This window comes from Pseudomonas sp. CMR5c, assembly GCF_003850545.1.
GTDB lineage: Bacteria > Pseudomonadota > Gammaproteobacteria > Pseudomonadales > Pseudomonadaceae > Aquipseudomonas > Aquipseudomonas piscis.
In genome coordinates, this window is record NZ_CP027705.1 from 177,900 (window position 1) to 190,810 (window position 12,911).

Sequence of the window (12,911 nt, forward strand, 5' to 3'; positions counted from 1 at the left end):
GGACGCGGCACTCCGGCCAGCCATGTAAAGGTGCTGACGAAATGCAATGCACTGTTCATCCTGCTCGCCGCTTTGGCCTGCGCCCGTTGTTTCGTCTGGCACTGTGCAGCCAACTGTTGTTGCCCGGGCTGGCGTTCGCCGACGCCGCCTATGACCAACTGATCATCCAGGCCCGGGCGGGCAGTTATGCCCCGGCCCTGAGCCACTTGCGCCAGGTACCGGCCAACCAGTTGACCAACGGGCTGGTCAGCGACCATTTGCAGATCGCCAGCTGGGCCGGGCTGGATAGTGAAGTGGTGAATGTCTACGAGACCCAGGGGCGCAATCGCGTGCTGCCGGTGCAGGCCCTGACCGCCACCGCCCGGGCCTATCGCAACCTCAAGCAATGGGACAACGCCACCCGGCTCTATCGCCAGGCGCTGGAGCGCAACCCCAAGAACCCCGACCTGCAACTGGGCCTGGCCCTGACCCAGGCCGACGCTGGCCAGCCCGCTGAAGCCGTGGTCCGGGCCCGGGCGCTGGTCGCCGCCAAGCCGGATGATCCGAATCGGCGCCTGGCCCTGGGCTACGCCCTGACCCGGGCCAACCAGCCCCAGGATGCCCTGGTGGAATACGACCAGGCCTTCGTGCGTGCCGGCGAGCGGCCCGACGTACTGCGCGAGTACATCTATGCCCTGCAACGCGCCCGCCTGCCGGAGCCGGCCGTGCGCCTGGCGCACCAGCATCCGGGGTTGATCGATCCGGTCATCCAGCGACGCATGGAAGCCGACCTGGCTGCCGAGCGGGTGCGCCTGTCGGAGCTGGCCAGCCGCAGCGAGAAGGAACGCTTCGTGGTGGCCGATCGCGCCCTGGCCGACTACGACGCGCTGTTCGCCGCCTGGGGCAACGATCCCAAGGCCCAGGACGACGTGACCCGCTGGCGCATCGACCGCCTGGGGGCGCTCAAGTCCCGGGCGCGTACCGCCGAGGTGATCAGCGAGTACGAGCAGCTGACCGCCGCCGGCGTTGCCATCCCTACCTACGCCCTGCGCTGGGTCGCCTCGGCCTACCTCGACCAGCGCCAGCCGGAGGTCTCCGCCGACCTGTACCGCAAGGTCCTGAGCGCGCCGGATGCCGACCGGGGCAACCGCGTCGAAGACACCACCGGCCTGTACTACTCGCTGCTGGAAAGCGAGCAACCCGAGGCGGCGCTGAAAGTGGCCACCGACCTGGCCAACAGCGAACCCCAGCGCATCCAGCTGGTGGGGCAGACGGTGGGCGATCCCAACGACGATTGGCTGGACGCGCAATTGCTGGCGGCCCAGGCCGGCACCTACGGCAATAACCTGCCTGACAGCGAGCAGCGCCTGGACGACCTGGCCACCAAGGCCCCGGGCGACGTCAATGTGCGCCTGGCCCAGGCCAACCTGTACCTGGCCCGGGAGTGGCCGCGCCGCTCCGAATACCTGCTCAAGGAGGTCGAAAGCGTGGCGCCGCGCGACGTCGCCCTGGAGGTCGCCCAGGGACACACCGCCCAGGACCTGCAGGAATGGCGGCAGATGGATGCCCTGACCGACGATGTGGTCGCGCGCTATCCGGAGAACCGCGCGGTGCAGCGCCTGGCCCGGGAGCGTGAGGTCCACGACATGGCCGAGCTGCGGGTCTCGACCTATGGCGGCAAGAGCAATGGCGGTGGCAACAACGGCGCCGGAGCGGTCTCCGGGAGCCGCGATTTCGGCATCGAGAGCCGGCTCTACAGCCCGCCCATCGATGAAGACTGGCGCGTGTTCGCTGGCGTCGGCTACGCCATGGGCGACTTCCAGGAGGGCAAGGGCAACCACCGCTGGCAACTGCTGGGCGTGGAACGGCGCACCCGCGACATGACCCTGGAGGCCGAGGTCTCCAACCACTCCTACGGCTACGGCAATAAGACCGGCGCCCGCATAGCCCTGGCCCGGGACATCGACGACCATTGGCAGTACGGCGGCAGCCTTGACTACCTCACCGCCGCGACGCCGCTGCGGGCCCTCAAGAACGACATCAGCGCCAATGGCGGCAGCGCTTTCCTGCGCTGGCGCGCCAATGAAAGCCGGGAGTGGAAACTGTCCCTGAGCCCCTCGCACTTCAGTGATGGCAACAACCGTTTCGAAGCCCTGCTCACCGGCCGCGAAGGGGTGTACCGCTCTCCCGAAGTCCAGGTCGACCTGGGCCTGGAGGTCGGTACCAGCCACAACACCCGGGACGACGCGCCGTACTTCAATCCCAAGTCCGACTTCAGCGTCCTGCCGACGGTGAACGTCAACCATGTGCTCTACCACCGCTACGAAACCTCCTGGAGCCAGCAGTTCCAGTTCGGCGTCGGCACCTACAGCCAGCGCGACTATTCCACCGGCGGTGTCGGCCTGGTCAGCTACGGCCAGCGCTATAGCTGGAACGACGTGTTCGATATCGGCGCGGTGCTGAGCGTGATCAACCGACCCTACGACGGCGAGCGGGAAACCGACTTGCGCCTGGCCGTGGACCTTACCTATCGCTTCTAGAGGACGGTGACGATGAGCCTGATCGAGCGTTGCATCCTCTTGCTGGGCGCGCTGCTGCTCAGTGCTTGTTCCCAGCCTGCCGCGGACTTCGTCGCCCCGGCGCAACGGCCGCTGCCGAACAACGAAGCGCCCTGGCCGAAGAACCACGTGCTGGGCATCGCCTACCACGATATCGAGGATCGCAACCCGGACCAGCGCGTGGTGGCGGTGCGCACCGACCGTATGCTCCAGCAACTGGCCTGGCTGCGCGAGAACGGCTACAAGCCGGTCACCGTGGACCAGATCCTGGCGGCCCGTCGGGGCGGTCCGGACTTGCCGGCCAAGGCCATCCTGCTGAGTTTCGACGACGGTTACTCAAGCTTCTATACCCGGGTCATGCCGGTGCTGCGCAGTTATCGCTGGCCGGCCCTCCTGGCCCCGGTGGGCACCTGGATCGACACCCCGGCCGACCAGCCGGTGAACTTCGCCGGCGACCTGCGGCCGCGCTCGCAATTCTTGACCTGGGCGCAGATCCGCGAGATATCCCGTTCCGGCCTGGTGGAGATCGCCGCCCACACCGACAGCAGTCACCTGGGCATCCTCGGTAACCCCCAGGGCAACATGCAGCCTGCCGCGGCGACCCGGCGCTACGACCCGCGCACCGGGCGCTATGAAAGCGAGGCGCAGTTCCAGGCGCGCATGCGCAAGGATGTGAGCACCATCTCGGACAAGATCCAGGCGGCTACCGGCTATCGTCCGCGGGTCTGGGTCTGGCCCTATGGCACGGCCGATGGCTCGACGCTGCAGGTGGTCGATGGCCAGGGTTTCAAGCTGGCCCTGACCCTGGACGATGGCCTGGACAGCCTCGACAACCTGATGAGCAGCCCGCGTTTCCTGGTGGTCTCGGACCCTGACGGCATGCACTTCTCCAACAGCATCGTCGGCACCGAGACCATGGCGCCCATGCGCGTGGTGCACGTGGACCTGGACAACGTCTACGACCCGGACCCCAAGCAGCAGGAGATCAACCTCGGCAAGCTGGTGCAGCGCATGGCCGACCTGGGGGCCAATACCGTGTTTCTCCAGGCCTTCGCCGATCCCAAGGGCGACGGGCTGGTGCAGTCGCTGTACTTCCCCAATCGCCACTTGCCGATGCGTGCCGACCTGTTCGACCGGGTTGCCTGGCAACTGCGCACCCGCTCCCACGTCAAGGTCTATGCCTGGATGCCGGTGCTCAGTTTCGACCTGGATGCCAGGCTGCCCCGGGTCACGCGCTGGGATCCGCAAACCGGCCAGGTGGCGGTCGATCCGAAGCAATACCGGCGCCTGTCGCCTTTCGATCCGCAGGTCCGCCGCCTGATCGGCGACCTGTACGAGGATGTGGCGCGCATGACCTCGGTGGACGGCATCCTGTTCCATGACGACGCTGTGCTCTCGGATTTCGAGGACGCCAGCCCCGAAGCCTTGCGTGCCTATGCCGCCCAGGGGCTGCCGGGCTCCATCGCCGGGCTGCGCGACGACCCCGCCGCGTTGCAACGCTGGACCCGCTTCAAGAGCCGTTACCTGATCGACTTCACCCATGAACTGACGGCCAAGGTCCGGGCGATCCGTGGGCCCCAGGTGCAGACCGCGCGCAACCTGTTCGCCGAGCCGATCATCAATCCCCAGAGCGAAACCTGGTTCGCCCAGAACCTCGACGATTTCCTCGCCAGCTATGACTGGACCGCGCCCATGGCCATGCCGCTGATGGAAGGGCAAAGCCCACGGCACTCCGGGCCCTGGCTGGAAGCCCTGGTGGATCAGGTGCGCACACGCCCCGGTGCCTTGCAGCGCACGGTATTCGAACTCCAGGCCCGGGACTGGACCCAGAAGCCCGCCAGCGATTTACCGGCCGGGCAGATGGCCGACTGGATGGGCCGGCTCAAGCGCCAGGGTGCCATCAACTTCGGTTACTACCCGGACAACTTCCTCGAGAACTCACCGGACCTGAAGACCTTGCGGCCCGCGCTCTCCAACAAATGGAGTCCATGAATCATGATGGATCGTATCTTCGCTGTGGTGGTCCTGGCGCTGGTCATGGGCGTGCCCCTGGGCCTGATCTTCGTGGTGACTGGCGAATTCCTCATGGATTTCGTCTTCTACTACCCATTGTTCATGTCGGCCCTGTGGATCGCCGGGGGCCTGTATTTCTGGCTGCACTGGGAGCGGCACTGGCCGTGGGACGACGACACCTTGCCGCCACCGCTGGCCGGCGAGCCGCTGATCAGCATCCTCATCCCTTGCTACAACGAGGGGGATAACGTCGCCGATACCATCCAGGCGGCCCTGGCCCAGCACTATCCGAACATCGAAGTGATCGCCATCAACGATGGCTCCAAGGACAACACCGGGCAGATCCTCGACCAGTTGGCCGTCCTCGACCCCCGCCTGCGGGTGCTGCACCTGGCGCAGAATCAGGGCAAGGCGGTGGCCCTGCGCATGGGCGCGGTGGCGGCCCATAGCGAATACCTGGTGTGCATCGACGGCGATGCGTTGCTGGCGCCCAACACGGCGGCCTACCTGGTGGCGCCGATGCTGGATAACCCGCGCCTGGGCGCGGTGACCGGCAACCCGCGCATTCGCACCCGTTCGACCCTGGTGGGCCGGGTGCAGGTGGGCGAGTTCTCCTCGATCATCGGCCTGATCAAGCGTACCCAGCGGGTGTTCGGTAAGGTCTTCACCGTCTCCGGGGTGATCGTCGCCTTCCGCCGCACGGCGCTGCATCGGGTGGGCTACTGGAGCCCGGACATGATCACCGAGGACATCGACGTCAGCTGGAAGCTGCAACTGGACCATTGGTACGTGTTCTTCGAGCCCCGGGCGCTGTGCTGGATCCTGATGCCCGAAACCCTGCGCGGCTTGTGGAGACAGCGGCTGCGCTGGGCCCAGGGTGGCGCCGAGGTGCTGTTCAAGAACATCCGTGGCATCTGGGAATGGCGGCATCGCTATCTGTGGACCCTGTTGTTCGACTATTGCCTGTCCACCGGCTGGGCCTTCACCTTCCTGCTGTCGGTGATCTTCTGGGCCCTGGGCAAGTTCATCGTCATGCCCGAGGCCATAGCGGTGCACAGCATCGTGCCGCCGGCCTTCACCGGCCTGGTGCTAGCGATGGTCTGCCTGGCCCAGTTCGCGGTGAGCATCCTGATCGACCGCCGCTACGAGAAGGACCTGTGGAAAACCATGTTCTGGGTGGTCTGGTACCCACTGGCGTTCTGGTTCATCAGCCTGTTCACCACCCTGGTGAGCTTTCCCAAGGTGTTGTTCAGCGAGCACCGCAAGCGCGCGCGTTGGATCAGCCCGGACCGAGGGATCAAGCCCATCGATGACAAAGAGGAGGCGCGCTGATGAAAATCATCCGTACCCGCCAGCGCCCCTTTCTGGTGATAGTCGATGTCTTCTTCACCCTGTTGGCCTGGGCCGCGCTCTTCTACTTGCTGGTCCGGGGTCTCTGGCCGCTGCTCTATACCCACGAAGGGCCCAGGTTCGAGGCCGGTGTACTCGATGCCCTGACCACCTTGCAGTTCTATGGGTTGGTGGCGGTGATCAACGCGGTGCTGCTGATCTCCTGGGCCCGCTATCGCCAGCGGCGCAATCGCAAGTACCCGCCACGCCTGCCGGCGCCGGCGGTGGACGACAAGCGCCTGAGCGAGACCTTCAAGATCAGCGACGAGACCTTCGCCCAGATGCGCCAGCCCGGCAGCCTGGTCGTGCACAACGATGCGGAGGGCGGCATCAGCCATGTCACCACCCAGTTCTACCGCATCCAGCCCGAGGACCAGCCTCACCCGCCCCTGGTAGCGGAGCCACCACCACGGGTGATCCACCTGCGCTCGGAGGGGGATGAGGGCAAGACCTAGCGCGATGACCATGACCGAAGCACCAGCATGGCTGGTTTGAAATGAGTAACCCGGGCTTTGAGGCCCGGGTTTTTTATTACCGTTCGTTGGCAATATGAAGTGTGCAATGAGAAATTTATAATTTCTTTTTATATCAACTAGTTAGTTTGATTTATAGGAAATTTCCGAAATTCCGTAAATTATTGACGCCATGGGTGACTGCTGACTTTTTGCCCGGATATGCTCTGCAGCGCTGTTCGGCAACTTGTACGCCAGCGTTTCAAGCAACCTGGCAGTACCTGTGCCTGAAACCGAAATGCCGTTGTTAATGCAGCGCATTTTTTGCGGGCAACCCCCCTGGATCAAAGGGGTTGCCGGTGTTTTGCAGGGCTGGCGCGAATAGCGGATAACACTTTGATATATATGTTTTTTTCATGTTCATGGTGACTATTTAGTGAGGTTGTAGCTTCGTTGAATAGTCCTAAATTTCATACATGAGATAGGATTCGACGATGGCAGTGGTGGCCGACCTAGCAAGATGAATTTGAAGGGTCTATTCGATTTTTTATAATTATATGCTGTGGTAATCAATGGAGATTTTAAGCAAAGAGTGCATTGCAAGTGTCACGCTGTATGATCTTTGCGTCTCTGAGGGCGAATTAATGGTTTTTGCAGATAGCATAGCGATGGTAATGAAAAATTTTAGTGACTCTGAGATTGAACAAAATACAGTTTGCGAGTCTAGAGAAGAGCTTTCTTATTATCTTGATGAACTTAAAGGGCTACTTAAAGGTATGGTTCGGCAAGAGTACCTGCCAGAAAGATTTAAGGATGACTCGTAAGTTTAGGGAAAATTGAAACGAGACCAATTGCAATAGTGGTGGCGACGTAGTTATCGGGTGCGTAGGAGACGAGCAAACGTTGCTTCGGTCGCCGATGCCGATAAGGTCAAGAACAAGGAAGTCGATTTGTCCAGGCTCTCGGCGGAGGAGCAATGGCAGCGCTGGCCACGGTTCTGCTGTATCAAGCATCGACGCCTGACAATCAGGAAAGAATGCGTGGCGCAGCCAATTCGATGGTCGAGAGCGCCAAAAGCGCAGGCGGTACAGCGAAAGGAGAGATAGAGCGGCAGCTGAAGATCTCAATAGGCCTCTGGGAAGTGGTAACCCTAACGGCGTTCCCAATTCACCTGCTTGATGATGAAAACAGAAAGCTGGTCAATCCGATTGTTGATGCGTCAGGCAGGAATCCCACCAGTGGCGGCTATGCTGAAGGTGGCGCGCCAAGCGGTTTACGCAGCAGGGCCCGCCATGGGGTATTCGCGCTCCTGGGGTAGCAGGCGCCGCGCCTCTTCCAGGTCGCCAGCCAGCACCCGCTCATGGATGCGATGCGCCAGCGGCGTGACGTCGCTGATGCGCTGGATCCACTGGTTCACGTACAAGCCCACTGCTTCCTGGCCAAGGCCGATCTGGATGGCCCGGTGTTCCTGGGGCCGCAGGTGCAGGTCGCGTTCCGGGTCCCACTGGATGCGCACCGGCGACTGGTCTTTCAACTGCAACCATTGCTCCTTGCTCATCCCCTCCTCGGCGTGGCTCGGGCAGCTGTGGGCCAGGGCCCATTCGAAGCCTTCGCGGCTGATGTCGATGGCCAGGATGCGGCTCTGCCCAGCGTCTTTGAAGCCCCAGCCGGCGCGATACATCATCCAGAGGAAGGAGGGCTTTATCCAGGTCATGCGCTCCATCTTGAACGGTGGCGAGACGAAGGTGCCATGGGCCAGCGCCGCATCGGCAATGCTTGCCGAGTAGGCCTGGTAGACGCGCAGGGTGCTGGCGTCGTAGACCGCCCGGATCTGGCGCAGAGGGATGTTGTCGGCCGTTGCAGGCATGGTGTTTCCTTGTGAAAACGGGCGGCTGAGTGGCCGCCCATGATGCGCCTGGTGCGCTGCGCCATGCACTGTTGCGCGGTATTTGTGTGCTGATGCAGCAGGCGCAAGGGTATTCAGCGGGAATGCTGTACCGAAAGAATGTCGCCGGTCGCCGCATCGATATCCACCCTGAACATCGCCTGGTCGCGTTGTCGGCTGAACATGCAGGTGAAGACGCTGGGCGAATCCTGCGGGAACTGTTCGAACCAGCTGTAGACCCCGGTCTCGAGCTGGCCATCGATCAGCAACTGGTCGGTAATCCGGATCTGTTGCTGGCGGTCGCCGGAGACCACGTAGAGGGTCGCGGCTATGCCCGTGTCGTCATCGTTCCACAGGATGGCGAGGTGTTGCCGATCCGGTACCACGATCGCCAGCAGGCCGCGGCTGTTGACCACGCTAAGGAGCTGTTCCTGCCAGCGCCAGCGTGCCTCGACGACCAGGCAAGGAGACCACCCGAGGGCGATCATCCGGTCCACTGTCATGTTTTCGTCGATGACCTTGCCGTCTTCCCGGATGCGTTCGAAATCACTGATCACAATTTTCACTCCACAGGCAGCACTTCAGGCGTGCCGACTATTTTCAGAAACCTCTCGTCGAGGAACTCCACTTGCCTCACCCCGCCCTTGTAGTTCTCCAGCGGACCGGTGATGCCACTGTGAATCTTTTGCGGGGCGGTGGTTTCGACGGTGATCACATGGGACACATCTGTCTTGAACCGATCGAGGATCACCAGTTTATCCCGGGCATAGGCCTGGTTGGGAATCGCATCGGGGGTGGCGAAGCCGCCGAAGGCCTTTTTGCCCTGCATGATGGCTTCGGCCTGGCCCTTGGCGACCACCATCTGGTATTGCGTTCCCGGTGGCACTATCTCGGTCTTGACCTGGGTTCCTTCCAGCCATGCTGGCAAGTCGCCCTTGGCGATCATCACCTTGTTGACCTCCGCGGCCGTGCGCACTTCCAGTACCTGTGACTGGTTGGCCAGGCGCGCGGCGTTGCGCTCCGCGCTCATCTTGGCCATTTTCGGCCCGGCGCCGAGCAGTGCCAGGCCGGCGATGCCCTGCAGCAGGTCACGGTAGCCCGGGCCGAGCCGATCGCCGATCTGTCCGAGCAATTCCATGCCGCCATAGATTGCAGCTCCCACCGCCACAGTGGTCAACAGGGCTGCCACGCCGGCCATGGCCGCCAGCACCAGGGCTCCTGCGGCAGCGACCAGGCCCAATGCCTCCAGGCCGGTATGCAGCCAACCCTCGATATCCAGCACGAACTCCACCCGCAGCGTCGGGCCGCCGATGAATGTGTTCTGGCTACCGGACTTGATGTGCGCCCCGCAGGTCATCTTGCTGGTCAGGCGCGCCGCCGGCTTGCCGTTGATGTACACGGTGGCGCTGCCTTCGGCGATGGTGACCGGGAACGGCCAGGGCGGATGCCCCAGGGGAAAGCCGGTACAGGAACTCGATACATCCTCACCGGCCCGCATGGCGTTGCGCAGGTTGACGAAGACGTTGGGGCTGCCTCTTATGAGCTCGCCGGTGGTTGGCTCGGGCAAATCGAAGATGGTCGACAGGCCTTTCACCAGCTGGAACATAGACAGGCCGCCAGCGGCGACCGAGCCCGCCAGGATCACCACCGCCAGGCCGCCTGTTGCGGCAGTTGCCGCGACGATGGCTGCACCGATGAGAGCCCCGGCGACCGCGCCGGCGATCATCGCCGCAACTCCGAATCCATGGGCGATTTCATCGCCAAACCGCGCTGCGGCCTGTACATCCATGCTGAGACTCCGCCCTGGGTGCGCCAAGCACCTTTTTGAGCTACTGATTGTCGTGAGCGGCGGATTATCGAAGAGCGACCCGGGGGCAGCAAGTCCTGGAAGTTACCCGGCATTCGCCAATGCCGGACACCGTCACACCGGCCAGGGCTCGCCGGGTGGGCAAGGCGTGCCAGCGAGCCAATGTCACAAGCCGCAGCAGGGGGGCGGAAGATTCACGCCAATGATGCAACCCTGTTCGAAGAGCCCTCAGCGCCTGATTGCTGGCTTGAACTCAGTGTTCTGAATGGTCGTGGCTGGAAAATTCCACTTTTTTTTAATTTACAACCACCCCTGCGCTCAAGCTCAATCTCCCACCGCGCCTTGCGTGAAGGGGCGCATTCATTCAAGCCGGCTATAGTCTGGTGCTCACCCCGTTTCCATCCGCAAAAAGGTGCTTTCGTATGTCTCGCTTTGCCTCCCGCAATACTTGGCTGGCCGCTGGTGCCGTGCTGTTGTGCCTGCAACTTCCCGTGCAGGCCCAGGAGCGTTTCACCCTGAATGTGCCCGGGGTGTCGGATGACCGGCTGTTCACCACCGGCAATGCCAGTGATGCAAAGGGCTGTGGCGGGCATAACAACTCTCCGGCGCTGAGCTGGACCGCAGGCCCTGCCGGGACCTTGAGCTACGCCATCGTCATGCACGATCCGGATGGCGCCAAGGGCCAGGGTGTCGATCACTGGGTGCACTACGGCCTCAAGGCCAGCACCCGGCAGCTCCCGGCCGGCGCCGGCACCAAGCCGAACCTGGAAGGCCTGGCCGGTATCAACAGCCGCAACAGCACCACCTACATGGGGCCGTGCCCGCCGGTGGGCGACAGCGCCCATCACTACATCATCCAGATCTTCGCCCTGGACATTTCGCCCGAGGCCTTGCCTGCCGGGCTGACCCGCGCCCAGCTGCTGGAGAAGATCAACGGCCATGTACTGCGCAATAGCAGCGTGGTGCGCCGCTACTCGCGCTGACGAATTTTTTTCCGGGGGCTTAACCCGAATCGCCAAGGCGCTTCGTCTGAAGGGGGAATGGATCATTTCTTCCCCGAGGTCAGCCCCCATGTTCCTTCCTCTGCATTTCCTTCGCCCGGCCACCCAGGGTTTCGCCATCGCTGGCTTGCTGCTGGCGATTGCCGGTTGCGGCGTGTCGTCCAAGCCTGAGGCCACTGCGGAGGCTGCGGCCCAGGGCACCCTGCAGGCGGCGCCTGAGGCCCAGTACGATATGCCGCGTGCCGATACGTCCCTGGCCAAGCGTGGCCTGCGCCCGGTATCGATGATCGCGCCCATGCCGGCGCCGGCGGTGTACCGCGAGTCATTCCAGGTCTACCGGGACGAGCCGCGCGAGCAGTACCAGGCCCTGCCGGACAACCCGATCCACAGCGTGGCCGAGGCCCCGGTATCGACCTTCAGCGTCGACGTGGACACCGGCGCCTACGCCAACGTCCGCCGCCTGCTCAACCAGGGCAGCCTGCCGCCCGAAGGCGCGGTGCGCCTGGAAGAACTGGTCAACTACTTCCCCTACGACTACGCCTTGCCCAGCGATGGCTCGCCCTTCGGCGTGACCACCGAGCTGGCGCCCACGCCGTGGAACCCCCATACCCGCTTGCTGCGCATCGGCATCAAGGCTTCGGATCGCGCAGTGGCCCAGTTGGCCCCGGCCAACCTGGTGTTCCTGGTGGATGTCTCCGGCTCCATGGACCGTCGCGAAGGCCTGCCCCTGGTCAAGAGCACCCTCAAGCTGCTGGTGGACCAACTGCGCGACCAGGATCGGGTATCGCTGGTGGTCTATGCCGGTGAATCGCGGGTGGTGCTCGAGCCCACCTCAGGTCGCGACAAGGCCAAGATCCGCAACGCCATCGACCAGCTCACCGCCGGAGGTTCCACCGCTGGTGCCTCGGGTATCGAGATGGCCTACCAGATGGCCCAGCAGGGCTTCATCGACAAGGGCATCAACCGCATCCTGCTGGCCACCGACGGCGACTTCAACGTCGGGGTCAGCGACTTCGACAGCCTCAAGGCCATGGCGGCGCAGAAGCGCAAGAGCGGCGTGTCCCTCACCACCCTGGGTTTTGGTGTGGATAACTACAACGAGCACCTGATGGAGCAGTTGGCCGACGCCGGCGATGGCAACTACGCCTACATCGACAACCTGCGCGAGGCGCGCAAGGTGCTGGTGGACCAGCTCAGCTCGACCCTGGCGGTGGTAGCCAAGGACGTGAAGCTGCAAGTGGAATTCAACCCGGCCCAGGTCAGCGAATATCGGCTGCTGGGCTATGAGAACCGGGCACTCAAGCGCGAAGACTTCAGCAACGACAAGGTCGATGCCGGGGAAATTGGCTCGGGGCATACCGTCACGGCGCTGTATGAAGTTGTCCCGGTGGGCGAGAAGGGCTGGCTGGAGCCGCTGCGCTACGGCCAGGCCAAGACTTCTGCCACCAGTGGTAAGGCCGATGAGCTGGCCATGCTGCGGGTGCGCTACAAGGCGCCGGAAGGGGGCAGCAGCCGGTTGATCGAGCGACCGATCAGCACCCAGCAGCCGACGGAGTTGGCCAAGGCCAGCCCCGACCTGCGGTTTGCCGCCGCCGTGGCGGCGTTCTCCCAACAGCTCAAGGACGGTCGCTACACCGCGGATTTCAGCCTGGCCGACACCGCCAAGTTGGCGCGGGGAGCCAAGGGCGATGACCCCTACGGGTTGCGTGGTGAGTTCGTACAACTGGTGGAGCTGGCGCAAAGCCTGCAAACTCAAGCTCCCAAAGACCGGGCGGCCGATGCGCTGGGCCAGCATGCCGTGCAAAGCCGCCTTGAGTAGAGCCATGA

At 63.3% G+C, this 12,911-nt stretch carries 11 protein-coding genes; 8 read left to right on the top strand and 3 right to left on the bottom strand.

What is annotated here, in order from left to right; translation table 11 throughout:
- Positions 1–41 precede the first annotated feature (41 nt).
- The 6 genes from pgaA (at position 42) to C4K40_RS00830 (ending at position 7,709) form a co-directional block, all read left to right on the top strand.
- Positions 42–2,519 (top strand): poly-beta-1,6 N-acetyl-D-glucosamine export porin PgaA, encoded by a 2,478-nt coding sequence (gene pgaA / locus C4K40_RS00805; protein WP_053132893.1) that lies wholly within the window; start codon positions 42–44, stop codon positions 2,517–2,519.
- A gap of 12 nt (positions 2,520–2,531) precedes the next feature.
- Positions 2,532–4,529: a poly-beta-1,6-N-acetyl-D-glucosamine N-deacetylase PgaB gene (gene pgaB, locus C4K40_RS00810; protein WP_022643273.1), complete on the top strand. Its 1,998-nt coding sequence runs from the start codon at positions 2,532–2,534 to the stop codon at positions 4,527–4,529.
- Between the two features lie 3 nt (positions 4,530–4,532).
- Positions 4,533–5,882: a poly-beta-1,6-N-acetyl-D-glucosamine synthase gene (pgaC, locus tag C4K40_RS00815; protein ID WP_053132890.1), complete on the top strand. Its 1,350-nt coding sequence runs from the start codon at positions 4,533–4,535 to the stop codon at positions 5,880–5,882.
- Complete coding sequence (gene pgaD, locus C4K40_RS00820) at positions 5,882–6,394, top strand: poly-beta-1,6-N-acetyl-D-glucosamine biosynthesis protein PgaD (RefSeq protein ID WP_022643275.1); 513 nt, start codon at positions 5,882–5,884, stop codon at positions 6,392–6,394. Before pgaC ends, pgaD begins: the two co-directional genes overlap by 1 nt.
- 569 nt (positions 6,395–6,963) lie before the next feature.
- A complete protein-coding gene (locus tag C4K40_RS00825; RefSeq protein ID WP_083456924.1) occupies positions 6,964–7,215 on the top strand; it encodes a hypothetical protein in 252 nt (83 codons plus the stop codon).
- Positions 7,216–7,367: 152 nt separating this feature from the next.
- Positions 7,368–7,709 (top strand): hypothetical protein, encoded by a 342-nt coding sequence (locus C4K40_RS00830; RefSeq protein WP_124421252.1) that lies wholly within the window; start codon positions 7,368–7,370, stop codon positions 7,707–7,709.
- On the opposite strand, the gene C4K40_RS00835 is transcribed toward C4K40_RS00830, so the two are convergent.
- The 3 genes from C4K40_RS00835 to C4K40_RS32070 form a co-directional block, all read right to left on the bottom strand.
- Positions 7,665–8,258, bottom strand: coding sequence for a DUF4291 domain-containing protein (locus tag C4K40_RS00835; RefSeq protein ID WP_022643470.1), 594 nt, complete (start codon positions 8,256–8,258; stop codon positions 7,665–7,667). The two genes, C4K40_RS00830 and C4K40_RS00835, sit on opposite strands and share 45 nt — an antisense overlap.
- Positions 8,259–8,371: 113 nt before the next feature.
- On the bottom strand, positions 8,372–8,833 hold the full coding sequence (locus tag C4K40_RS00840; RefSeq protein WP_022643471.1) for a hypothetical protein: 462 nt from the start codon (positions 8,831–8,833) through the stop codon (positions 8,372–8,374).
- A gap of 5 nt (positions 8,834–8,838) precedes the next feature.
- Positions 8,839–10,065 (bottom strand): PAAR domain-containing protein, encoded by a 1,227-nt coding sequence (locus C4K40_RS32070; protein WP_053132887.1) that lies wholly within the window; start codon positions 10,063–10,065, stop codon positions 8,839–8,841.
- A gap of 440 nt (positions 10,066–10,505) precedes the next feature.
- On the opposite strand from C4K40_RS32070, the gene C4K40_RS00850 reads away from it, so the two are divergent.
- A complete protein-coding gene (locus C4K40_RS00850; protein ID WP_053132885.1) occupies positions 10,506–11,066 on the top strand; it encodes a YbhB/YbcL family Raf kinase inhibitor-like protein in 561 nt (186 codons plus the stop codon).
- 88 nt (positions 11,067–11,154) lie between these two features.
- Positions 11,155–12,903: a VWA domain-containing protein gene (locus tag C4K40_RS00855; protein WP_053132882.1), complete on the top strand. Its 1,749-nt coding sequence runs from the start codon at positions 11,155–11,157 to the stop codon at positions 12,901–12,903.
- Positions 12,904–12,911 lie beyond the last annotated feature (8 nt).